Source organism: Methanobrevibacter millerae (genome assembly GCF_900103415.1).
Lineage (GTDB): Archaea > Methanobacteriota > Methanobacteria > Methanobacteriales > Methanobacteriaceae > Methanocatella > Methanocatella millerae.
Genome location: NZ_FMXB01000001.1, coordinates 138677 through 160782, shown reverse-complemented (window position 1 = coordinate 160782; position 22106 = coordinate 138677). Strand labels below are relative to the sequence as shown.

Genomic DNA, 22106 nt, shown 5'->3' with positions numbered 1-22106 from the left:
TGGTTAATACTTTAGCATTAATTAGTACAATAATCTTTTCCTTTTAAATAGCTTAATCAATAAAATATTAATTAGGAAATGATAACATGACCGATGAAGATTTGAGATTGGAAACAAAGTGTTATGACGCCAACGAATACGGATATTTATACGGCCTGAATAAGAGGATTCCAGATGAGGAATTTGAGAAAGTAAAGCCATACATGAGAAATTTCAGAAGAAAGGACTTTGTGGATGGCATCATTAAAGTCACCGGAAGACCTGAAGGCTACAGATGCCTTGAAAAGGACGTTTCAAAAGTCGAAGAGATACTGGGAATCGAAAAAACCATTGAAAAGAAATGGGCCAATATACATGCATCACTTGATGACCCCGTAAAAAGGGAAGCACTTCTGGATAAAACCTATGACTGGCTGAACCTTCTTTTCAAGAAAGGAACAAGACCAAAGCAGGATTTAAGCAGACTGGCAATTCATTCAACAAAAATATACGATCCTGAAGACAGCTTTAAAAACGAATCAAAAAACGGCGAAGGATCACTGTTCATTTACACTCCCCATGGAATGTGGTACATTATCAATAACTGTGGTCCCAACAGCGATTTATCATTAAACAATGTTAAAACGGATGCTGGCGGAGCCATTGGCTACAGGTTAATGTATGAGGATACGGTAGATACGCTAATCAGAATCTACACGGAAGAAAACGAGTATTCTGGTGAAAAATTATATTGAGGAAGTTTAAAACCTCCCGCTTTTCAATAATTCTGCATTGAATGCCTTTCCTGCAACATCACCTAAAACCCTGTAGTTTTTAGTGTTTCCGTCATAGGATATGAATTCAATAGCTTCAGTGTCAACGTTGCCTTCCTCATCGACGAATTCGTCATCAACGACAGCGTTAATTACCTTTCCGACAACAAGACACCTGTCCGGAACCACCTGATGCATGTCCATAAGTTCGCATTCCAGAGTGATTGGAAACTCTTCAACGATTGGAGCGTTTACATTTTCCGCTTTTTTAACTGTTACGCCAGTTCTTTCAACCTTGTCAGGAGTTTTTGAAGCTGAAACAAGACCGAAGTAATCTGCAATTTCCAAAGTGTCTTTGGTTGCGTAAGCTACAGTGAATTCCTTATTATTTTCAATGTTTTTGAGAGTCTGACGGTTCAGGGCAAAGGTAATTGCAACGTTTTCAGGACCGCACTGGCCTGCCCATGCAGCGTTCATAACATCCGGAGTTCCGTCTTCACAGTAAGTACCGACCATAAAGACCGGCAAAGGTTGTACAATTGCTTTTTTAATATTTTTTGCCATATTTATCACATTTAAAATTTATATTTGAAAATATATTTAAAAGTTTAGTTTTAATCATTCTATTTATTTTTAATGGTAATTACTGTACTGTTTAAACCCAATACTCTTGAGTAGTCTATTTTATCGGCAATACTGTTCAATACGGAGATGTTGTCAAATTCCAATTCTTCATTTTTAGCTACAGGATTGAAATCGATTCCCATATCCTTGACTGATATCAATATGTTTAGGGGCCTGAATTTTTTCGATTAAAATTCGACCTAATTTGTTCTATTTTTCTTATTTTTTATATTCATTTTCGATGGTTTGTAAAAATACAATTTCATTAGCATTAATTTTAATAAAAAGAGTCTTAATATCGTTAAATTTAAATACAATGCATTACATATATTTATTTGGCGATTTACATGAAACACAGATTAAATTTAGATATTAAAGACCAAATTATGCTTTGTTGAAAGAAATATTTAAAATTATGGATTCCAGAGAAACTTCCAAAATTTTAGCTTCATTTGGCTTTAAAAACTTGGATAAACAAGTATTTACTTTTAAAATTATATTTATTAGTATGTTTTTTGGTTTAGACATTCCTTTCATTTTAAATGAGCTTAAATCTGAAGAAAAGCTTCGTAAATACTTTAATATTTCTGAAGTTTTGAGTCCTGATCAAGTTTACAAAACTTTATCACTTCAGGACTCAGATAATCTAATGAAAGCCTTAAATCGTATTTTAAATTCAAGAAATCGTGTAAAAAGAAGAGGAAAAAAGATTTTTCTTGTTGATGCAACACCAGTGGACTTAGATTTTAATTTTCACAGAAATAAAAAGACAAAAGAACATCTTCAAACATTGAATTTGAAATGGAGCTACTCATCCTCCAAAGGATTTTATATCGGATTTAAAGCAACTGTAGTCATTGATTTCGATAGTATGAATCCTGTTTGTATTTTAATCCATTCTGGAGCCCCAAACGATGCAAAACTTTTTGACCCCATTATGGAAACTCTACAAAAAAGACGTATAATTCAAAAAGGAGACATATTAATTTATGATAAAGGTTATTACAGCTATGAAAACTACCAATTAGGAATTAGCAAATACAAAATCGTTCCTTTCATTTTCCCAAGAGACAATTTCAAAAAAAAAACAAACTCAATGACCAGTTATCCTACCCATTACAAGCTTTTAAGAAAACCAAGAAAATTTTAACCGAAAAAAGATTCTACGACAACTTAAAATATGAATTATTAAAAAAATTAGATAATTGGGAAAAATTCAAACCAATAAGGGAAAAAATAGAAGACTTTTTCAAATTACTCAAACAAGGACTCAACATGAGAGAAATACACAAATACACACCAAAATCCGTTGAAAAAACAGTATATTTAAATGTATTTTTAGGAGCCCTAATCATATCGCAAGGATTCTACTCAAAAACGGCCATACAACAATTATCTGAGAACTAAAAAATTCAGAACCCTAAATCATTGACATTCTCATCGCTTACATCAAACGTTTCAACATTAAAGTCATTGACATCCGCATAATACTGCTTAAAATCACCGTTTTCATCATGCATGATTTGTAAAGTCAGATAGCTTTTACTAATAGTTTCAATAGCTGATTTAACATATTCAAAATCCTCTAAAGCATAATCCTTCCTGAAATTAAGATAAAAAGAATCGTTTAAAGGATCGTTTATTTCCGAAAACAACAACATTTTCTGAGCTGAAGACAAGTTAAATAAATTCATTTTATTCACCACTATTCCCTGATTGCCTATTTTGGTATATAAAACCTGTTTATAAACTAAATGCTCCATAAATTAATTCAGATAATATTTGAATATTGTTTAAAATATCTAATTAATTTTGCATTATTTATTAATTATATATCAAGAATATTAAATATATAGTTTTTTGAGTGCAAGTACTCACATACAACATTAAAACCGTTAAATTAACTTATTTTGACTTTTAATGAGTATAATTAATGATAATTAAAATCACAACTGCAATTTCATAAATCATGGATTAATCATTATTGCCAAATTTACAATTAGATTAAAAAAAAATATTAGAAAATATTAAAAGTTAATGAAAAATAATATATTATCAATAATTAATGAAAAGAGATATCATGAACATTTCAAAAAATTATAATGAAAAAGAGTTGACATTAACTGTTGAAGGTCGCATTGATACAATCACTTCAAAGGAGTTGGAAAAAGAAATTAATGACGAAATCGGCAATTTTGACTCATTGATTTTGGATTTTACCGATTTGGAATACATTTCAAGTGCAGGACTTAGGGTGCTGATTGCAACCCAAAAGAAACTGAAAGCGGACAACATTCCTTTTGTCATTAAAAACATCAACGATACGATTAATGAAATATTCAGAATGTCAGGTTTTGATAAAATTTTAAAGATAGAATGAACTCAATAACATTAAAACCTGATTTGAACGAGCTATATGCTTTAAACGAACTTGTCTTAAATGAGCTTCCCGAAGAAAACCTTCAGGTCAATTTAATCGTGGAAGAGATATTCGTTAACATTGTATGCTATTCAAAATCAGAATTCATTACCGTTAATGCAGAATACATCGACTCAAAGCTAATACTGGAATTCATAGACAATGGAATTAGATTCATATCATTCATCATAGGAATAATAGGTATTTGGGTTTCCAAAAAGATTAATTTTATCCATACTCCTCAAAAATCCAAAAGAAAAGCAAACAAACGATTATATAAAATATTATTTTCCATCTTAATAATTCTCACGGCAGTTCTTTTTATCCAGTCCCACATGCAAATGAACATTGCGATAGCAATAGCGGAACTGGCACTTGTCATAATCATATTATATGCTTATCTGACAAAGCCTATCGAATCCGAAGTAGCTTCAATTCAAATCAGTCCGATATCTGAAAAAATCATGAACATATTCCTTTTTGCAACATTAATTATCGCAATATCCGGATTATTATTCTCAATCTTCGTAGCAAAAAGTTCATTCATAGATTTTGAGGAATTAGTTACCATTTCAGAACTTATGCCATTTTTAATGATTACTGACATCATAATCCTTTTGTTTTTCATACCCGGAATGATTGTTGTGAAATATGTTGAAAATACGCTAATCAACCCTATAAAATCATTTTCACAGATTGGAGAATTCGTGCATGAAAACCAGAAAATCGAAACGGAAGGACTGCTCGACATCTATTCAAAATATATTAATGAGAATAATGAAATCGGAACGCTCGCCCAGTCATACACTGATTTGATAAACTACAACAACAATTATATTGAAAACATCCAGGAAATTGAAGGTGAAAAGGAGCGTTTGAATGCGGAAATCGATATCGCAACCAAAATTCAGGCGGCCGCCCTTCCAACCGAAGCGATTATAACCGAGGATTTTACTGTTGACGGATATTCCCGTCCAGCAAAAGAGGTAGGAGGAGATTTCTTTGACTATTATCCATTGGACGATGATAATCTGGCCATTGTAATCGGTGACGCTTCAGGCAAGGGTATTCCGGCAGCAATCGTTGCAATGATTACTCAGGTCATGATTAAACAGATGCTTAAAGACAATCACAATCCTTCAGAAGTCCTATACTCATTAAACAATCAGCTGAATGAAAATAATCCCGAAACGATGTTCATTACATTATGGCTTGGAATCTATAACAGGACAACGAGCAAATTAACATTTTCCAATGCAGGACACAACCCCCCGTTAATCAATGAAAACGGTGAATTCAAATATTTGAATATGGATACAGGAATTGTTTTAGGAATTATGGAAGATTTCGAATACGAAAACGAAGAGATAACGTTAACAAATGGAATTGTCGCATACACTGACGGAATAACCGATGCAAACAATAAGAACAATGAAATGTACGGCGAAGAGAGACTTTTGAAGTTCTTCAATGAATTCAAAAGCGATGAAGACCCAATCGTGCCGTTATTGAATGACATCAACACTTTTACCGAAGGCAATGACCAGTTTGACGACATGACATTATTATATTTAAAGATCAAAAATGATTAAATTAGCTTACTGCAATGTGGAGAATCTGGATTTAAGCAAGGGTTACGCCCGAGTTTCACCGGAAAGACAAGAAAAAATCGATTTTTACAGATTTGAAAAGGACAAGAAACTCAGCTGCGGCGCATACTTACTTTTAATGAAACTTCTGGATGATATGGATATCACCAAACCTCACTTCAAAATAGGAAAATACGGTAAGGCATACATATCCAACTATGAAAATATTTATTTTAATATAAGTCATTCAAGCAAAATGGTTGCATGCACAATTTCCGATAGGGAAGTTGGCATTGATATTGAAAATATTGACCCTACAATTGATTTAAACATAGCTAAAAATTACTTCTTCAACAGAGAATATGAAAGCATAAAAAATTCTAAAAATCCGGCAGACGAATTCTTCAGCTATTGGGTTTTAAAGGAAAGCTACATGAAATACACTGGACTTGGATTTAATCTGGACTTGGACCGCTTTGAAATAGAAATCGATGATGAAATAAAACTTAAAGACGATAAAAACAACCTTAAATTCAACTTGTTTGACATGAAAGACTATAAGCTGGCGGTATGTTCACACTATGATGTTAGCGATTGTTTTGAATATTCGGCCAAAGAATTGCTTTAAATTTGAAAAAAATTTATATTCTAATATTTTAAAAATTAATATTAGTAATTATTTCTAAAAAATCAGATAGGATGTATAACCATGTTGATGAATGAACATGAAAAGCTTACAAAAGATCATTACAAGATTTTCGCATTAAGCTGGGCAGGATGGGTCTTTGATTTCTACGATTTGATGTTATTTACCTTTCTTGTATCACAGCTTCAAAGCAGTTTGAATTTTACAGCGGAAATGCTTTCCTTATGTTTGGGAGTATCACTTTTTGCCACAGGTTTAGGAGGAATTGTTTTCGGAGCGCTTGGAGACAAATACGGTCGTAAGACAGTGCTTCAATGGACAATCATAGTCTATTCTATAGGTACATTACTATCCGCATTTTCATGGTCATTCTATTCCCTGATAATATTCAGATTCATCACAGGGTTGGGTGTCGGTGGAGAATGGGCTACAGGACAGACCTACATTAACGAGACATTCCCGGATAAGCTGAGAGCCCGATACGGAGCTTTCATGCAGTCCGGAGCGCCTGTTGGAGTGATTCTGGCTTCAATAGTCGGAGGATTAATAAGCCCTATTATCGGCTGGAGACTTACATTTTTAATTTCAATCATTCCTGCAATTACAGTCATATTCATCAGAAGACATCTCAAGGAATCCGATGTCTGGATTCAAAACAGAGACGAATACGTCAATAAAAATATTTTCCAGGAGTTCAAGCAATTAATAACCAAAGAACACAGGAAAATATTTTTAATCTCATTAATTTTGTGTCTTTTCGGTATGTCAGCATACTGGTATACTTATTCCTGGCTTCCGACCTACCTTACAAAGGAAAGGGGTCTAGCTGCCGTTGGAACCACTCTCGGAATCATTCTAATCCAAAGCGGAGATTTCCTTGGATATACCTCATTCGGTTTTGTAGCCGAAAAGCTTGGAAGACGTCCTGCATTTACGATATACAGCTTCATTATGGGAATAAGCATATCCATGATAACCCTTTGCTGGAATCAGATTGAAGCAGTCCCAGATTTGATATTCGTATTCATGTTCCTCACAGGATTCGGAACCGGATTCTTCGGAGGATTCGGTGCGCTGTTCTCAGAACTTTTCCCGACAAAAATCAGAAATACGGCTGTTGGAACTGTATTCAACCTTGCACGTGGAGCGCAATTCGTAACTCCAGTAATCATTACTCTCGTTGCAACATATTTCGATTTAAGCTACGGAATAGCTATCGCATCAATATTTGCAATACTCTGCGGCATATGGATTTGGGTATTCCCTGAAACCAAAGGAACAGTCCTTAACGAGCTGGATTGAGTTAATGAATAAAATAATTTCGGTAAAAAAAGAAATTAAAAAAAAAAGATTTAGTAATGACTTTGTGGAGTCATTCCTAAATGATGATCTTCGCTTTTCTTACCAGGAATTCCGTATGCATCCGCCCTGCATTGAGTACATGCTCTGAATACCGGAATTATCTCTTCGACCTCTTCACGAACCCTTTCCATCATTGAACAGTCAGGGCGTGAATAATGCTTCATTTTTGCCAGAGGTATTAATGGCAAGATATTCATTAATGCAGCACCTCTTTTCTTGACTTCCTTTGCGATTTCAATGATGTGTTCGTCATTCAAACCAGGAATCAGTACTGAATTGACCTTTACGACCAATCCGTTGGCTGCCGCCTTTTCAACACCTTCCAGCTGATTTTTGATTAAGATTTCAACAGCCTCATAGCCTTTGTATACCTTTCCTTCATATTTGATGAATGAATAGATGTCAACTGCAATATCCGGGTCGATTGCATTAATCGTTACGGTAACTGAGTTAACTCCAAGCTCTGCAAGCCTGTCAGCATACTTTGGAAGCAAAAGCCCGTTTGTACTCATGCATTTTATCAGGTCAGGATGTTTTTCAGCCATCTTTTCAAAGAATTCAAAGGTTTCTTCATTGGCCAGAGAATCTCCAGGACCTGCAACACCAACAACTGAAATTGGACCGTCTGCGGTTACTTCATCGATATGTGCGATTGCATCGTCAGGATTCAAGATGCAGCCTGCAACCCCAGGCCTGTCCTCTTCGTTATTAATATCCCTTGTACAGAAGTTACAGAAGATATTGCATTTTGGTGCGATTGGAACATGAGCTCTACCAACTTTATCGTGCATTTTTTCATTAAAGCAGGGATGTGCTTTAGTTATATGTGCAAATCTGGAACCTTTATGTTCATTCATTTCAATCACTACTCTCCCTAATTGATTATAGATATTATATAACAGGTGTTATATAAATCTTTCTACATTCCATTTTCTAATTCACTTATATAAACATTAGCTTTTTCAATCCAAGCATCCATAATCAGCTCATCGGTAGCGACAACTGCAACAATATCCTTAGTGGACATGTCCTTGATAATCTTGAAGCCTTCAGGCAAAATCCTGAATATGGCATCGTAAATCCTTCTTTGAAGATTGGATTTAGGGTCGTCGATAATCAATGTTTCCAGATTCATCTGATTTCCTGAAATTTCAATGGTGAATCTGTTAGGCTGATAGATTTCATCCCTTGAAAACATCCTCCATAACCTTTTCAAGATGTTCGGAAGGTAATTTTCATCCTCAATGAAGATGCTTGTTATGTCGTTTTCCTTAACATAAGTAAAAGTGGCGACATCCTTGAATTCAACGACGGTTGAAGTCTTTTTCATTTTAATAGCTAATATAAATACAGGATCGTCAGGATTGACAAAAGCTTTTAAATCATCAACGGCCGTACCCAGAACCAAATCCTGGAAAATCTGCTTTATGATGATTTCATAAACCTCTGCGCCTTTCTCATCATAGCATTCAACTAACATATAACCAACTCTTCTTATTTGTTATCCTGCCTGTGTCCCATTCCCGATACGAGAAGAGCTGCGCCTACAGCACCGATGTGTTGGGAATATTCAGGAACTATAACGTCAATTCCACCCAGGGTTTCACTGACGGCTTCAACAAGACCTGAAATCAAACTTGTTCCCCCCACCTGTATCAGAGGTTCACGTATATCAATTTCCTGAAGTTGCTGTTCATAAACCTGCTCTGATACTGAGTGACATGCAGCCGCTGCAACGTCAGCCTTTGATCCGCCTGCAGCAAGAGTAGTAACAAGGTCCTGAATACCGAATACAATACAGTATGAGTTAAGCATAGCCTTTCTCCAGTCTCCCTGAACTGCCAAAGGACCAAGCTCAGTAATGTCAACGTCAAGCCTACGGGAGGTCATGTCCAGAAATCTTCCGGATGCCCCTGCACAGATACCACCCATGGTAAAGTTGTCCGGAATACCGTTGTTTACGGTAATTACCTTGTTGTCCATACCACCGATGTCCAATACTGTAGCTTCGCCTTTCTGACGGTCTGCAAGGTATACTGCGCCTTTTGCGTTAACGGACAGTTCTTCCTGAATGAGCTCGGCTCCGAATTCCTGACCCATGGTGAACCTTCCATAACCGGTGGTTCCGATACCGTCCAAATCATCCCAGTCATAATCGGTTTCGCCAAATGCTTCTGCTGCTGCAGTCTTTGCGGATTCGATAATGTCCTTGGTTGCGGTCCAGCCAGTTCCGATAACCTGGTTGTTTTCCATTAAAACAGCCTTTGTAGTGGTTGAGCCGGAGTCCAGACCGAGGGTAAGTCCTTCCTGCTTTTCACGTGCAAGAATACTTCTTCTGGTTACTGTAGTGGCCAGAGCTTCCATACGTATGAACAGTTCGTCAGCCTTAGTCCTTTCAGTGAATGAATAGGTAACTACAGGTATACGAGTATTGTTCTGAATGAAACGCCTTACCTCATTTCTGACAAGTGCTGCTTCGGCACATCTGAAACAGGTGGCGATAAATACTGCATCAGGCTTTGACCTGCCTTCGACAATGGCCATTGCCCTTGCAATCATTAACTTTAAACTTGAACTCTGAGCAGAAAAGCCGAATTTCTCATAAGCTTCATCAATGTAATCCAAATCGATTTCGGGAAGAATAATTTCTGCACCAAACTTGTTAGCTGCCTTTTCAATTTCCTTTTGAATTCCACTATATTCAGTTCCGCATGAAACTAAAGCAATTTTAACCATCTTTATTCCTCCTCAACTTTTTCTTCTAGTGAATCAACGAACTCATTGATGTTGTTTACCATAACGTAGGTTTCATCCTGATTTGTCGGATAATCCACTTCCAGAATAGGAATGTCACGATTCCTAAGTAAGAATATTGATAATTCGTTTGTTCTTGCACAACCAATACAACCGAAACCGTAAGGTGCGCCGTCAACGATGATTGCGGCTTCAGCCTCATCAATCAGAGGTCCGATAATTGCCATTCTGCCACGAACACCTGACGGAACCTCGATAGCCGCATATTTAAGACCCTGAATCGGGTCGTCTTCTGTAATGTTCATCGGAGGAGAATCAATCTCCGGATCTTTTATCTTTTGTCTAATTTGTTTTTGAAGAACCAAAGGAGTATGACCTTTCCTTTCAATTAAATCTGCCAAGATTAATGAATTTGGAGGATAAATAGCTACTTTAACCATATTTTCACCTGTTTTATTTGTTTTCTAAACTTTCATACATTATTTCTTTAAAATCATCAACTTTAACCGGTTTTTTCTTTTCAACCGTTACGTCTTTCGGATTTTCCAAAGCTTCGCCAACATAACCCAGTATTGTGTATTCCTTTTCCATTTGATGGAATCCTTCCCTAGGTCCGAATCTATGACCCCTGCATCTTCTAGGGTCACCCGGAGCGAATCCTCTTTCCTTTGTGAATATGTGCGGAGGGTCAAGCTTTCTGATTTCCTCAATCGCCTTGTAAACGTCTTCCTTTTTGCCACTAATCATTGATCCGTAGCATGTGTTCTTGATTGTTAAAGGAAGGCCAAGCATGTGGAATTCTCCCACAATCTCACTTTCACTTACGCGAGCTCCAGGTCCGAGAATTATCATACGAGTAATTACGTCCGGATCCCAATCTTCACTACTCATGTTAACTTTAGGACATAGATTCTCTGACATATACTTCAACTCCTTCTTTTAAATCTTCTAAACCTTCAGTATTGGCTACCATTTTACCTATAATGTTTGTAGCGCCAAATGATTCTGCAGTCGGTCCGAATTCCCTGTTAGGCTCAAACCTTACACCAATCAGTCCTGCTGCCTTTGCAGACATGTTGGTGATACCAATTTCACATTCATTTACAACATCTACAGGGTTGTTTTCGGGAATGAGTCCCTTAGCCAGTTTTTTGTCCCCTTCAAAGATGGTAATGTGCATTCCAGGCACCGCAAAGTGAATCTTGATTTTTCCGACAGGGTTTTCCAAAAGGCCGGATATTAACTTAAAGTACTTGACTGATCTTGGCGCATTGTCAACGAATTTAACTTCAACCACTTTTTCAGGATCAACGGCTTTTGTTACGACTTTTCCTTCATTTAAAATATCAATGGTATGTCTAGGAGACTGCTCTACGATTAATCCATCATCATCGGTAACTCCTTCACGGATATGCTCAATTCCGGCTTCGGCCAGCAATTTGCTTGCTTCGCCCTGACTTTTGCTGAGCAGAAGCAATCTTTTCTGCTTGGATTCAACAGTAATGAAATCATCCTTTTTCGCAATATCAATAAGCTCCATTCCTGCAGTGATTCTACCCACCGTAGTGTGATTTGGGGTTAAAACCCTGTTTTCACGATAAACGTACATTCTGCCTACGCCGCCACCATTATTTCTAATGGTTATGGTTCCTCGTACCCTTTGGGTAGTATTTTCCTTAGGTTTGTCAATGCCTTCAAGGTCATAAAAGCCCAAAAATGAATTTGAATCAAAGTGAACCTTAATCCTATTGCCCTTAATTAATGAAAACAAGTGTTCGACACAGACCGGTGAGTTCTCATCAATTTCAAAGGAAATGTAGGTGTAAAGTTCATTTCCCGCTTCAAGAACAGTGCTCAAATCGGAAACGGATGCGCTGTCCGTTGTTGTACTTCTTTCAATGATCGGTTCAATGGAAGTTACCTCATCGTCATCAGTCAATTCCGCCAAAGTCTTTTTACCACCGATAATGCGTGCAAAAATACCCTTGTTGTATGGGGGCACGCCATATACGTTAGTGGTATTTTCCTTAAGAAGAATCAAGTGCGTTGACTCGTTACTGAAACTAGATAAACTTAAAACAACATCACCCTCATAATACTTGAATTCGTCATGGGTAGGCTCCAAATCGGTTACGATAGGTCCGATTGCCACTTCCGTAGGGGTGGACCACCTTATGGATAAGTCGGTGAATTCCTCATACTGGTTTTTCCAAACGTCAACAAGAGGTTTTGCCTCCTCATCATCTAAAAGTTCGATAATGATAGAACCTTGGGTTGTCTTAATTTTATACTTAGTTATATTCTTTTCCAGTTCTTTTTTACCCTTAATTAGACAAATAATACTACCAGGAGTATATGGGGCATTGGTTTCATCAATAACGTCCTGGATTGTTGAACCTTCTGCCACATCAATCTCTTTGCCATTAACTTTAATTAACATACAATCTCCTAATATATTGTTTAATATGTTAACTTTATTTTTTAATATTAAAATAGTTACTTATTTGAATTGAATGGGATGGAAAAAAGTACGGGCATATTAAAAAAGAAGTGACGGATTATCCAAAATTAATTCAAAAAAATAAAATGGGAGAAATAAGTTCATCTTATTTGGCAAGGATACCTCAACCCCTGTAGATTGAGGAGGAATTGCCTTCTCCTTTTTATTAACTTAATCTCTTTTTAACTTGACAGAAGAATTTAATTATTCCACCATCAAGTTTTTAATTTGAAAGTTAATTCCTTATATACTTTATAATCAAATAGATTCCAAGAATTGCACTGAATAGAAATCCTAAAAATCCGATTGCAGAAATATCCCAAACTTTCGGTCCCTTATCCGCCATGATTGCAATGGATGAACCTACAAGCAATGCGGATACGATTAATGATATGGACAGCTGATTTTTCAAGTCATCCAAACCAGTGTGGTTCATAGTTAATTCAATTTCGCCTTTTTCAACCTTATCGAGAGTGCTGTTGAGCCTGTCAGGCAAATCTTTCAGCAAATGCTCGATTTCAACAATATAATTGAATCCGCCACCTACAAGATTTCCAGGTTCGAATTTTGACTTGATCATGTCCTTAGCGAATTTTTCAAGTTCAGCGGTTAAGTTGAAGTGAGGATCAAGCTTGTCTCCGGCTTCCTCAATGAGAATTATTCCCCTTCCAATCATTACGAATTCCCTTGGAAGGATAATATTGTGCCTAATCATGACATTCATCAAATCATCGAATATGCCGTCCATCTGGTCCATGTCAACGCCGAGGTATGAATTCAGCAAATCGTCAATGTCTTCCTTGAATTCATCAGTGTTCTGCTCAGGAGTTATGATGTTCATATAGAGCAACTGATTGATGAGATGATGTGAATTTCCATCCAGCAAGAGCAATACCAATTGGGCGAAGTTTGATCTGAAAGTATCATTTACGACACCTATCATTCCAAAATCAATGTAGCAGAGCCTATTGTCACGGGTTACAAAGAGATTTCCCGGATGAGGGTCTGCATGGAAAAATCCGTCAATCAACACTTGCTTTAGATAGGATTGACATCCGTACTGGGCAATTTCCGCGTTGTTGATTCCTTCAATTTCATTGTCATAGAGGTCAGGCAATTCATATCCGTCGATAAGCTCCATGTTAATGACTTTGGAGGTACAAAGCTGAGGATAGACTTCAGGTATCTTGATGTATTCAACATCTTCAAAGTTTTTGGTTATTTTACCGATGTTTTTAACTTCTTCCAGGTAGTTCAATTCTTTAAAGATGGATCTTTCAAATTCCTTGGCCATTGCAGGTAAATTATAGGTTCTTGATTTAGAAACATACTTGTCTACCGTTCCGGCAACTTTAATCAATATTTTTACATCAGGCTCGATAACTTCCCTGATTCCAGGCTTTTGAACCTTTACGGCAACATCCATGCCGTTTTCCTTTAACGTCGCCTTGTAAACCTGGCCGATTGATGCGAAACCGAGAGGTTCTTCATTGAATTCAGAATAGATTTCTTCCAACGGCTGTCCAAGTTCTCCTTCGATAACTTCCCTGATTTCATCAAAAGGAGTCAGTGGAGTATTGTCCCTAAGAAGTTTCAAGTCATCAGCAATCTCATTACCGACCATATCGGGCCTTGTAGCCAATAGCTGACCCAATTTGATGAATGCAGGACCCAATTCCTCCATTGCATACCTTAAATCTGAAACTTCAAAGTTCTCATCTTCACCTTTGTCCTTTAACAGATTTGCCAAATGGTGATTTTTTGCAACACCCATAATTTCATCAAAACGTTTTCTTGCAACTTTCTTTTCTTCTTTTCCCATTTTTTATCGCCTTGTGCTTTAAATTTTCTATTAACGTGAATATTAATCAATAATTCGTATTTTCAAGATAAATTCTTCTTTTTTGATTTTTCTTTGACCCTTTTTTTAAGAAATTTTTCCTTTTCTTGTTTTAAACCCTCAAATCACCCCATTTTTAAATCCATATAAAAATAGGGGGCATTAGATTATATGAAACTGACTATTTTATTTAATAAAATTCAATTATAATTATTAATTAAGTAACAAAATCATAATAACAAACACAACATTTTATGAAATTATTCAATTTCACTTTCATTTTTTCATGACTGCTTCATAAATATAATCAATCATTTATTATCAAAATCTAGAATAAAATATGGTTTCCTAAAAAAAATAGTAAAAAAGTGTGGTTAATTTATAATTTAAAGACAGGATTCTTATTTTGGTCAAATACTTCAATGGTCTGGCCTTCGTAAGTAACGTTAAGCGTCAATTCATCGGTTACTTCGCCGACCACATTGGCTTCTATTGAATATTTGGCAAGATACTCCTTAATGAAATCGCATTTATCCTCAGGAGCCGTAAATACAAAGCCGGATCCAGGATATGACTTTAGCCAGTCTGCCCATGGCACACTCTCATTTCTTGGAATGTCTGAAAGATTGACGTTAGCCCCTTTTCCGGAAGTCTCAAGAAGCATTTCCAGAGTCCCTAAAATTCCAGGGTTTGAAATGTCCTTTCCCGCCTTGATATAGTCATTTTCGGCCAAGTACTGGACTGCGGTAATCTGATCCTGAACAAGCTTGGCATCCTTGTCATAAGTGGTATCCCAGTTCAGTTTAAACATCTCATGAGGCTTGCCGTCCAAGTCAATGGCTACAATTACCTTATCGCCGGTTTTAGCACCGAAACTGGTAATTAGCTTGTCCTTTTGAGCTATACCGACAATGGCTACTCCAACTGAATCGCATTCTGCATCGGGATGCAGGTGTCCTCCGACCATAGGGACTCCGAATTTCATGCATCCGTCCTTTATTCCAGTCAATAATTCTTCATAAATCTCATCGTTGCTGATTGACATTATGTTAACCATTGCTAGAGGCTTTCCGCCCATGGCCGCAATGTCATTAACGTTAACGAGAACTGAACAGTAGCCTGCCCAATACGGATTGACATTCATAATCTGACCCCATATTCCATCGGCAGCCACCAGAATAACCTGATTATTTCCTATATCAACTGCTGATGCGTCATCACCGATGTCGATGATTACATCTCCTGAAACATTATAAGCTTCACCCAAAAGATTGATTACATTGTCTATTGAGCTTTTACGGGAAACTCCTTCGAATTCCTGTACTTCTTTTATGAGTTTTTCAAAGTCTAAAATAAACCCCACTTCCTTTAAATTCTATTGATTTTATATTTAATATTCCTATTATTTATGATTTCGATAATCTTTTTTTCCAAATCATCAATTGACTTGAAATCGGCCGAATTGACCAATTCATTTTCATTTTTAAAAATTAATTTATGGATTTCACCGCCGATAATGTCATCGTTTCCGCTTTCAACTTCAAAAATAACTGAATTTTTAGATTTAAATCCGCTTTCAACGACCTTATCCAAATCACCGTCGGTTATTCCTATTATCGGAATGCTGAATCTGTATAGGATGTCCGATGCTATTAATGTGGTGTCGTCGCCTATGGTGATTACCACTGAATGATTCCTGAACCGGTAAACGTCCTCGCCTGCATGGTCGAGAAATGCCACCTTAAAGTCTGAGGACTTCTCATTGTCCAGTACTCTCGGAGTGACTTTCGCCTTTCGCAAAAGCCCGGTCTTTACGATGGCTGAGCCTAAATCGACTTCACCCAATTTTTCAATGCCATGGGGCTTAATCTCGCCCCCAACGATTTCAACGATTCTGCCGTCCTTTGAAACCAGTATTAATTTATCAGAGGTTGATTTTCCAATAACCACGCCGTTAACCATTATGTTTTCGCTGGGGCTCACTCCATGAATCGTCCTTCGAGATTCGCTTTTCTCGTCATCCTTTATATGGGTTTCATAAATCTCTTCAGGCGTTACAATTTTTAAATTCAGCTTATCGGCAAATTCACAAGCCAAATCGGACTTGCATGCCCAGTTAATGACGCTTCCGTCCTTTTCGCCCGGCCTTTCAATCTGAATGACGGGAATATTATTGTCAGCAATTTTGTTTTCATAGTGAGTGTAGACCTTATAGCCGAAAACCTGGCCTGTAGTTGATGATTTGCCGTAATTCAAAAGGAAAATAACGTCAACGTTGTCATCGTGAAATATCTTTAAGGAATCGCTTGGAACAAGCTTTCGTGAGATGTCTATAACATTTTCAAGGGACTTGTCAATCACGGCAGTTCTTCCCATGGTTCCGCCGAGTCTTACAGAAACGTCACCGTATTCATTTATCAGGTCAATCAGTTTCAGGGCATAGCCGGAATCTATGATGTTTGGACCGTGAACCACAATTCCTATTCTCATTTCCTCACCCTGATTCTTTTTTTGAAAATCCTGGAGCCGCATACGTCGCAGTCGTCGAAAGGGTAATCCTCATCGAATTCCTTTTTGCATCCCTGACAGACTTTTTTCCAGTTATAGATTTCCTTTATTCCCTCGGTTATTATTCCGGAATAGTCGATTCCCATAATCTTCAAGGTGTTCTGGATGGTGTAGTCATCGCTTATCACCTTAACTGATTTTCCCTCATCGATTAGCATGAGGGCAAGTGCTATCAGCTTTTTATCTGGCAGTGACAGTCTCAAAACGTCTCCAGACTCTGATATTGACTCGTCAGTTTTATCCAGGTACTTTTGGGTTACGTCCTGAACTTTAAGCCTTCCCTCATCGACTGCGCTGTCATATGCCAGACGTGACTCAAAGTCCTTGATTTCGACAGTAATTTCAGGAACAGTATAATTATTTTTTGCGGTTAAATCAAAACCGTTGATGAAAGCTGATGCATCAAGAATATAGTAAATTTCCATAAACATATCTTTGATTTGAAAATCTATAAAAGTTTTCGGTTAATCTTCAGGGAAGTTTCATGGAATTTTCACCCAAGCTTCAGTGAAGTTTCACCCAAATTTCAGGATACTTTCAGAGAAGTTTCAGTCAATCTTCATGAAACGTTAAGGAAACTTTCAGTGAATGTTCATAGAATTTTCATGAAATATTAATGGAATATTCAGGGAATTTTCATATATTTATTTAAACATCATAGAAAAAAACTAATAACGTGAACATATTTCAATCACTGACAAGAATTGACCCGATTGAAAAAAATTATGCGGTGAAGAAAATGATAAGGGACAGCGATTATATTGACAACAAGATGATGTTTATCGTAAAGTCAGAAATTCGATTAAAAATACTAACAGAACTAAATGCAAGGCCACAGACAGTAAAAGAAATCGTAGACAATACCAATATGGTTTACAGCTCCGTTTCAAATAACATTAACAGATTAGAGCTCAATGATCATGTTCAAAAAATTGACAGAGTATATGAAATTACTCCCATGACAAGGCTTCACTTCAATCAGCTAATGGAATTCAAAAAAAGCATAGACGTTATCAAGAACTTTGACTCATTTTGGAGCAAACATAAGATAAAATACTTAAATAATGAGTTAATAGAAAATATAACAGAGCTTTATGAATCAAGGTTGATTGAAACGAATCCAACCGACATTTATAGAACTCACAATAATGTAAAGAAGCAGCTGAAAGAGTCTAAAAATGTGAAAGGGATACTGCCTTACATTCATCCGGACTATCCGGAATTGATTGAAGACATTTTAAGGGAAGACGGAAATGTCGAATTGATTATGGAGAGAAGGATATACAAAGGCATTATCAAACAGATTGACGAGGGCATTAAGCGCAAATCAATTAAAAGCGGACGGCTGAAGATTCATGTACTTAATGAAAGCATTGAGCTTTACCTGCTCATATGTGACAATTCAATGAATCTGGGACTGTTTCGCAATGATGGCAGCTACGATCAGAACAGAATACTGAACTGTGAATCAAAGGAATCACTGCATTGGGCGAATACGCTATTTGAAGACATCAAAGAAAGAGTGATTTAAATGACCTCCACAACGGAAAACTTCAACAATCTCAATGAATTCCAGAATGTCAAGTATCTGCTGACGTCCTCAATGCGCACGCTGATTCTGGTAGTCCTCTACAATGAAAGCAAAAACCTTAATGAAATAAGGGACGAGCTCAAAAAACCTTCCGCAACAATATTGCACGGCTTGAAAGAACTGGAAAGCGATGAATTGATTAAAAAAGACAAAAAAGACTATTCATTGACTTCCAACGGCTACTTACTTGCAACAAACGTTATCAAACTGATTGATAACTGGTATTCGATTGAAAAGAATAAGATCTTCTGGAACAACCACGACCTTCGAGGAATTCCGGATGATTACTTAAACAAATTATATCTTTTAAAAGACGCAAAATTCGTCTCGTCGACAACAAGTGACTTGTCCAACGCATACAACAGCTACGTTGAACTGATTTCAACATCAAGAGAACTGACAATAATTCTGCCGATTTATTCGGAGAATCATTTCAACAATCTCATAAAGCTTTTGAAAGAAAATCAGCTAATCAGCCTGACGATTTTAATCAATTCGAAAATTCTCAAGAACATGAGAAGGAACCGATATCTGAAAAAATCGCTGCTTGAAAACAGGAAAGTTACTGTGATAGAAACCAGGGAAGACCTGAAAATATTCCTGACCTTCTCTGAAAAGTTCATGGCCTTGACATTGTTTTTCAAGGATAATCATTACGATGATTCGCAAATGCTCATTGACAAACATGAAAATGCCTTGAAATGGAGCAAAGGAGTATTTAACGCATACAAAGGTGATAATGACTATGAATGACAATAAAGATATAAATACGCTAAAGGTTATCCTTCTTCAAAAAAAGGGAGGAAAAACCACTGCCAGAATAATCGAAAAGATTCTGGTAAGACCATACAATCCGAATCAAATAGCTAATATCCTCGATATCAGCTACAATACAGCCTATTATCATATGCAGATTATGCTGAAGCATAACCTGATTGAAAAGAAAAATACGGAATATGGTTCAATCTATGAAGCAACCCCAAAACTCATAAATGAGAGCGAAGCATTTTATAAGCTGAAAAAATTAATATAATTAATAGTAAGTTTATAAGATTTTTGCAAAATATGGTGATTTGATGGCAAGCAATACAACGAAAGAGCATCAAAACGAATCCTCAAAAAATATCAACTGCGCAATCATCACGCTAAGTGACAGCAGAAGCAAGAAAGAGGATTTGTCCGGAGACTATCTCCAGGATGAGATTGAAAAAAGATATAATTTGACTTCAAGAGAAGTAATAAAAGACGAAAAAGACGAATTAACAGAAGCGATAGAGAAAATGATTGAAAACGGTGCTGATGTAATTCTCACCACAGGCGGAACCGGCCTCGACATGAGAGACATTACCGTTGAAACCGTTGAGGAACTCTTTGACAAGAAAATCGACGGTTTTGGAGAAATATTCCGCCACCAGTCATATCTCGAAATCGGTTCAGGAGCGCTTATCTCAAGGGCTACGGCCGGTGTTTACAAAAAAACTTGTATATTTTCCATGCCCGGATCACCGAATGCAGTCAAAACGGCATGCAAAATAATAATCGATGAACTTCCACATATAGTTCATCACGCACAAAAATAATTGGTTGATGGATTTTAATCCATCACAATTTCTTTTTTTTAGAATTCATCTACCTTAATTAAAGGTTCTAAAGTAATTCCTTCTTTTTCAAACTCCTCAATGGCTCCTTCCTGTCTGTCAACGACAACAAAGGCCCTTGTTACATTACCACCATTATCCTGAATGGCTTTAATGGCTTTTAAAAGGGATCCACCGGTTGTGGTAACGTCTTCAACCACAATGACGTTATCGCCAGAGTTCAATTCACCTTCAATTAATTTGGATGTTCCATATCCTTTCTTTTCCTTTCGAATCATTAATAGAGGAGTTTCGCTTTCAAGAGATACTGCAGTAGCTATAGGAACGGCTCCAAGAGCAGGTCCTGCAACCTTGTCCACGTTATCGCCAGATATCATTTCAGTGATTAGTTTGGCTATGGTTGAGAGTATTTCAGGCTCTGTAATGGCCTTTTTCATGTTTATGTAATAATCACTCTTTTTACCTGAAGATAAAGTGAAATCCCCCTTAAGGAAAACTTCATTCTCCTTTAACAATTGAATTAAATAATCTTTAGATGGCATTAGATATCATCATCGCTTTTAAGTAATACTTTATCTCCTATAGCCTTTACAAGCTCTACAGGAATAACGTTTTCGCTGTCACGGATTTGTTCTGAAATTCCAATCTTTTTAACTACCAGATCGGTGATTTCAAAAGTGTCCTCATCAAAAATAATCTCTTGAACCTTACCGATAATTCTTATGTTTCCGTCCAAAACTTCTTTGTTAACCAATTCTTTCATTCTCATAAAAAAATCACCTTAATTCATAATAATATTTAGCTTTAATTTAATATAAATCTATGCTAGAAAAGCATTAATCCAATACAATAACAGTTTCCTGACATGATACCCGACACAATCATCTAAAATTGAATTTGCAATGTTGAAAGCAGTTTCTTTTTCGATTATGCCATTATCAGCGTCATCCATCAGGTTTAGGATTGACGAGGTTACGGCAATATTTTCCTGAATTTTCGAATCCGTTTTCAGCTGCATTATGAAGTCATGCTTATCTTCATCCAGGCTGTCATAAAATTCATTGATGTCAAGTTTGTATCTGTTTAACAATACCAGAACGTTGGATTGTGAACGTGGCGTAATCCAGACCTGTTTTCTGATAGCTGCACCTATAGATTCGATGACGGATTTGGCAATCAGTTCGCCTAACTTGGAATGTTTTCCCGCATTCGTCAATAAATTGGTTGAATCCAAATCAGAAGCTATTATAAGCCCGTCAGTACCTGTTCCGGTTGCAAAGGCATTGGAAAACTGTGAAGGAATCTTCAAATTATTCAAAGCAACGGTTTTTGCCTCGCTTGCCGTCATGAAGGCTTCCGTTAAAGCATTGTCATCCAGTCTTGAATTGATGAGCAGAATCGTATTGATTGTTCCTGCGTGAAACTTTCCGTCCTCTTCATAATATGACGCATCATCTCCTGCACACACCGCATTGACTCGGACTCCTGCGGTAGTAATGGCCGTTACCTCCAATTTTTTATACTTTTTAGTAATGATTGAAAGGTTTCTCATCCTGGCCAGAGTGACAAGTCCTGATGATTCGGATGCTTCAAAGCCATAATTTTCACAGAATTCGGTTAAATAATCGCTGAGGTCATGATTTTCCAGATAATTGATGTTTTCCTGTGAGAGATGATGATTGAAAAGGGTTTTCAGATTATCATTGATTCCGCCGTTTAAAACAGAATTGGAAATGACGTTTCTTTCATGATTGAAATTAATAAAAATAGAATCTTTAAAGTAATACACTTCGTCTGACGCTGAAGTCTTAAAAATAAGTCTGTTATCGTACATAAAAAAAGAGAAAAAAAGATGTAAATTGA

The 22106-nt window shown here is 36.7% G+C and carries 25 protein-coding genes and 1 pseudogene; 10 read left to right on the top strand and 16 right to left on the bottom strand.

Annotated elements, in window-relative coordinates; all coding sequences use genetic code 11:
- The first annotated feature begins 86 nt into the window (after positions 1-86).
- Positions 87-734 carry a hypothetical protein gene (locus tag F3G70_RS00790; protein WP_149730810.1) on the top strand — a complete coding sequence of 216 codons (648 nt, stop codon included), beginning with the start codon at positions 87-89 and terminating at the stop codon, positions 732-734.
- 6 nt (positions 735-740) lie between these two features.
- Here F3G70_RS00790 and F3G70_RS00785 read toward each other — a convergent pair whose 3' ends face one another.
- The gene (locus F3G70_RS00785; RefSeq protein ID WP_149730809.1) at positions 741-1316 is read right to left on the bottom strand and encodes a flavin reductase family protein; all 576 of its coding nucleotides are present in this window, start codon (positions 1314-1316) and stop codon (positions 741-743) included.
- A gap of 59 nt (positions 1317-1375) precedes the next feature.
- The gene (locus F3G70_RS11940) at positions 1376-1537 is read right to left on the bottom strand and encodes a hypothetical protein (protein ID WP_223165968.1); all 162 of its coding nucleotides are present in this window, start codon (positions 1535-1537) and stop codon (positions 1376-1378) included.
- Positions 1538-1723: 186 nt separating this feature from the next.
- Between F3G70_RS11940 and F3G70_RS00780 the strand changes: the two are divergent.
- Positions 1724-2783, top strand: a pseudogene (locus tag F3G70_RS00780) (transposase).
- A 5-nt stretch (positions 2784-2788) separates the two neighbouring features.
- On the opposite strand, the gene F3G70_RS00775 reads toward F3G70_RS00780, so the two are convergent.
- On the bottom strand, positions 2789-3070 hold the full coding sequence (locus F3G70_RS00775; RefSeq protein ID WP_149730808.1) for a hypothetical protein: 282 nt from the start codon (positions 3068-3070) through the stop codon (positions 2789-2791).
- Positions 3071-3441: 371 nt separating this feature from the next.
- Between F3G70_RS00775 and F3G70_RS00770 the strand changes: the two genes are divergently transcribed.
- From F3G70_RS00770 to F3G70_RS00755, 4 genes are all read left to right on the top strand, one after another.
- Complete coding sequence (locus F3G70_RS00770; RefSeq protein WP_223165967.1) at positions 3442-3756, top strand: STAS domain-containing protein; 315 nt, start codon at positions 3442-3444, stop codon at positions 3754-3756.
- On the top strand, positions 3753-5387 hold the full coding sequence (locus F3G70_RS00765) for a PP2C family protein-serine/threonine phosphatase (protein WP_149730806.1): 1635 nt from the start codon (positions 3753-3755) through the stop codon (positions 5385-5387). Before F3G70_RS00770 ends, F3G70_RS00765 begins: the two co-directional genes overlap by 4 nt.
- Positions 5380-6012 carry a 4'-phosphopantetheinyl transferase family protein gene (locus F3G70_RS00760; RefSeq protein WP_149730805.1) on the top strand — a complete coding sequence of 211 codons (633 nt, stop codon included), beginning with the start codon at positions 5380-5382 and terminating at the stop codon, positions 6010-6012. Before F3G70_RS00765 ends, F3G70_RS00760 begins: the two co-directional genes overlap by 8 nt.
- Positions 6013-6093: 81 nt before the next feature.
- Entirely contained in the window at positions 6094-7332 is a 1239-nt protein-coding gene (locus F3G70_RS00755) for an MFS transporter (RefSeq protein ID WP_149730804.1), read from the top strand.
- Between the two features lie 50 nt (positions 7333-7382).
- On the opposite strand, the gene F3G70_RS00750 is transcribed toward F3G70_RS00755, so the two are convergent.
- The 10 genes from F3G70_RS00750 to F3G70_RS00705 all read right to left on the bottom strand — a co-directional run bounded on the left by F3G70_RS00750 (position 7383) and on the right by F3G70_RS00705 (position 17479).
- Complete coding sequence (locus F3G70_RS00750; RefSeq protein WP_149730803.1) at positions 7383-8249, bottom strand: radical SAM protein; 867 nt, start codon at positions 8247-8249, stop codon at positions 7383-7385.
- Between the two features lie 62 nt (positions 8250-8311).
- The gene (locus F3G70_RS00745) at positions 8312-8872 is read right to left on the bottom strand and encodes a methanogenesis marker 17 protein (protein ID WP_149730802.1); all 561 of its coding nucleotides are present in this window, start codon (positions 8870-8872) and stop codon (positions 8312-8314) included.
- Between the two features lie 14 nt (positions 8873-8886).
- The gene (locus tag F3G70_RS00740) at positions 8887-10128 is read right to left on the bottom strand and encodes a methanogenesis marker 15 protein (protein WP_149730801.1); all 1242 of its coding nucleotides are present in this window, start codon (positions 10126-10128) and stop codon (positions 8887-8889) included.
- Between the two features lie 2 nt (positions 10129-10130).
- Positions 10131-10586 carry a methanogenesis marker 5 protein gene (locus F3G70_RS00735; RefSeq protein ID WP_149730800.1) on the bottom strand — a complete coding sequence of 152 codons (456 nt, stop codon included), beginning with the start codon at positions 10584-10586 and terminating at the stop codon, positions 10131-10133.
- A 13-nt stretch (positions 10587-10599) separates the two neighbouring features.
- On the bottom strand, positions 10600-11067 hold the full coding sequence (locus F3G70_RS00730; protein ID WP_149730799.1) for a methanogenesis marker 6 protein: 468 nt from the start codon (positions 11065-11067) through the stop codon (positions 10600-10602).
- The gene (gene mmp3 / locus F3G70_RS00725; protein WP_149730798.1) at positions 11045-12586 is read right to left on the bottom strand and encodes a methyl-coenzyme M reductase-associated protein Mmp3; all 1542 of its coding nucleotides are present in this window, start codon (positions 12584-12586) and stop codon (positions 11045-11047) included. The genes F3G70_RS00730 and mmp3 overlap by 23 nt, the downstream gene beginning before the upstream one ends.
- A 295-nt stretch (positions 12587-12881) precedes the next feature.
- Positions 12882-14468, bottom strand: coding sequence for an ABC1 kinase family protein (locus F3G70_RS00720; RefSeq protein ID WP_149730797.1), 1587 nt, complete (start codon positions 14466-14468; stop codon positions 12882-12884).
- A gap of 397 nt (positions 14469-14865) precedes the next feature.
- Complete coding sequence (locus F3G70_RS00715; protein WP_149730796.1) at positions 14866-15849, bottom strand: methanogenesis marker 2 protein; 984 nt, start codon at positions 15847-15849, stop codon at positions 14866-14868.
- A 5-nt stretch (positions 15850-15854) separates the two neighbouring features.
- Positions 15855-16976, bottom strand: coding sequence for a DUF2117 domain-containing protein (locus tag F3G70_RS00710; protein ID WP_149730795.1), 1122 nt, complete (start codon positions 16974-16976; stop codon positions 15855-15857).
- Positions 16973-17479, bottom strand: coding sequence for a ribonuclease VapC (locus F3G70_RS00705; protein ID WP_149730794.1), 507 nt, complete (start codon positions 17477-17479; stop codon positions 16973-16975). The genes F3G70_RS00710 and F3G70_RS00705 overlap by 4 nt, the downstream gene beginning before the upstream one ends.
- A 314-nt stretch (positions 17480-17793) precedes the next feature.
- On the opposite strand from F3G70_RS00705, the gene F3G70_RS00700 reads away from it, so the two are divergent.
- From F3G70_RS00700 to F3G70_RS00685, 4 genes are read left to right on the top strand one after another with little or no spacing between them, the layout of a single operon-like run.
- On the top strand, positions 17794-18585 hold the full coding sequence (locus F3G70_RS00700; RefSeq protein WP_223165966.1) for a helix-turn-helix transcriptional regulator: 792 nt from the start codon (positions 17794-17796) through the stop codon (positions 18583-18585).
- A complete protein-coding gene (locus F3G70_RS00695) occupies positions 18586-19398 on the top strand; it encodes a helix-turn-helix transcriptional regulator (protein ID WP_149730793.1) in 813 nt (270 codons plus the stop codon).
- Complete coding sequence (locus F3G70_RS00690; RefSeq protein ID WP_188118011.1) at positions 19391-19678, top strand: ArsR/SmtB family transcription factor; 288 nt, start codon at positions 19391-19393, stop codon at positions 19676-19678. Before F3G70_RS00695 ends, F3G70_RS00690 begins: the two co-directional genes overlap by 8 nt.
- A 43-nt stretch (positions 19679-19721) precedes the next feature.
- Positions 19722-20225 carry a MogA/MoaB family molybdenum cofactor biosynthesis protein gene (locus F3G70_RS00685; RefSeq protein ID WP_149730792.1) on the top strand — a complete coding sequence of 168 codons (504 nt, stop codon included), beginning with the start codon at positions 19722-19724 and terminating at the stop codon, positions 20223-20225.
- A 38-nt stretch (positions 20226-20263) separates the two neighbouring features.
- Here the strand turns inward: F3G70_RS00685 and pyrE are convergent, their stop codons facing one another.
- Genes pyrE through F3G70_RS00670 form a run of 3 tightly spaced genes read right to left on the bottom strand, consistent with a single transcriptional unit; the run spans position 20264 to position 22077 of the window.
- A complete protein-coding gene (gene pyrE, locus F3G70_RS00680; protein ID WP_149730791.1) occupies positions 20264-20785 on the bottom strand; it encodes an orotate phosphoribosyltransferase in 522 nt (173 codons plus the stop codon).
- On the bottom strand, positions 20785-21012 hold the full coding sequence (locus F3G70_RS00675) for a PRC-barrel domain-containing protein (protein ID WP_149730790.1): 228 nt from the start codon (positions 21010-21012) through the stop codon (positions 20785-20787). The genes pyrE and F3G70_RS00675 overlap by 1 nt, the downstream gene beginning before the upstream one ends.
- 51 nt (positions 21013-21063) lie before the next feature.
- Complete coding sequence (locus F3G70_RS00670) at positions 21064-22077, bottom strand: adenosylcobinamide amidohydrolase (RefSeq protein ID WP_149730789.1); 1014 nt, start codon at positions 22075-22077, stop codon at positions 21064-21066.
- Positions 22078-22106: the final 29 nt, after the last annotated feature.

What these genes read in the sequence shown, in the direction of transcription:
- F3G70_RS00670 (WP_149730789.1), bottom strand. Translation starts at nt 22,077, where the DNA reads ATGTACGATAACAGACTTATTTTTAAGACTTCAGCGTCAGACGAAGTG.
- F3G70_RS00775 (WP_149730808.1), bottom strand. Translation starts at nt 3,070, where the DNA reads ATGAATTTATTTAACTTGTCTTCAGCTCAGAAAATGTTGTTGTTTTCG.
- F3G70_RS00785 (WP_149730809.1), bottom strand. Translation starts at nt 1,316, where the DNA reads ATGGCAAAAAATATTAAAAAAGCAATTGTACAACCTTTGCCGGTCTTT.
- F3G70_RS00740 (WP_149730801.1), bottom strand. Translation starts at nt 10,128, where the DNA reads ATGGTTAAAATTGCTTTAGTTTCATGCGGAACTGAATATAGTGGAATT.
- F3G70_RS00690 (WP_188118011.1), top strand. Translation starts at nt 19,391, where the DNA reads ATGAATGACAATAAAGATATAAATACGCTAAAGGTTATCCTTCTTCAA.
- F3G70_RS00705 (WP_149730794.1), bottom strand. Translation starts at nt 17,479, where the DNA reads ATGGAAATTTACTATATTCTTGATGCATCAGCTTTCATCAACGGTTTT.
- mmp3 (WP_149730798.1), bottom strand. Translation starts at nt 12,586, where the DNA reads ATGTTAATTAAAGTTAATGGCAAAGAGATTGATGTGGCAGAAGGTTCA.
- F3G70_RS00720 (WP_149730797.1), bottom strand. Translation starts at nt 14,468, where the DNA reads ATGGGAAAAGAAGAAAAGAAAGTTGCAAGAAAACGTTTTGATGAAATT.
- F3G70_RS00710 (WP_149730795.1), bottom strand. Translation starts at nt 16,976, where the DNA reads ATGAGAATAGGAATTGTGGTTCACGGTCCAAACATCATAGATTCCGGC.
- F3G70_RS00675 (WP_149730790.1), bottom strand. Translation starts at nt 21,012, where the DNA reads ATGAGAATGAAAGAATTGGTTAACAAAGAAGTTTTGGACGGAAACATA.
- F3G70_RS00765 (WP_149730806.1), top strand. Translation starts at nt 3,753, where the DNA reads ATGAACTCAATAACATTAAAACCTGATTTGAACGAGCTATATGCTTTA.
- F3G70_RS00790 (WP_149730810.1), top strand. Translation starts at nt 87, where the DNA reads ATGACCGATGAAGATTTGAGATTGGAAACAAAGTGTTATGACGCCAAC.
- F3G70_RS00760 (WP_149730805.1), top strand. Translation starts at nt 5,380, where the DNA reads ATGATTAAATTAGCTTACTGCAATGTGGAGAATCTGGATTTAAGCAAG.
- F3G70_RS00755 (WP_149730804.1), top strand. Translation starts at nt 6,094, where the DNA reads ATGTTGATGAATGAACATGAAAAGCTTACAAAAGATCATTACAAGATT.
- F3G70_RS00700 (WP_223165966.1), top strand. Translation starts at nt 17,794, where the DNA reads ATGATAAGGGACAGCGATTATATTGACAACAAGATGATGTTTATCGTA.
- F3G70_RS00695 (WP_149730793.1), top strand. Translation starts at nt 18,586, where the DNA reads ATGACCTCCACAACGGAAAACTTCAACAATCTCAATGAATTCCAGAAT.
- F3G70_RS00735 (WP_149730800.1), bottom strand. Translation starts at nt 10,586, where the DNA reads ATGGTTAAAGTAGCTATTTATCCTCCAAATTCATTAATCTTGGCAGAT.
- F3G70_RS00745 (WP_149730802.1), bottom strand. Translation starts at nt 8,872, where the DNA reads ATGTTAGTTGAATGCTATGATGAGAAAGGCGCAGAGGTTTATGAAATC.
- pyrE (WP_149730791.1), bottom strand. Translation starts at nt 20,785, where the DNA reads ATGCCATCTAAAGATTATTTAATTCAATTGTTAAAGGAGAATGAAGTT.
- F3G70_RS00730 (WP_149730799.1), bottom strand. Translation starts at nt 11,067, where the DNA reads ATGTCAGAGAATCTATGTCCTAAAGTTAACATGAGTAGTGAAGATTGG.
- F3G70_RS00685 (WP_149730792.1), top strand. Translation starts at nt 19,722, where the DNA reads ATGGCAAGCAATACAACGAAAGAGCATCAAAACGAATCCTCAAAAAAT.
- F3G70_RS00750 (WP_149730803.1), bottom strand. Translation starts at nt 8,249, where the DNA reads ATGAATGAACATAAAGGTTCCAGATTTGCACATATAACTAAAGCACAT.
- F3G70_RS00770 (WP_223165967.1), top strand. Translation starts at nt 3,442, where the DNA reads ATGAAAAGAGATATCATGAACATTTCAAAAAATTATAATGAAAAAGAG.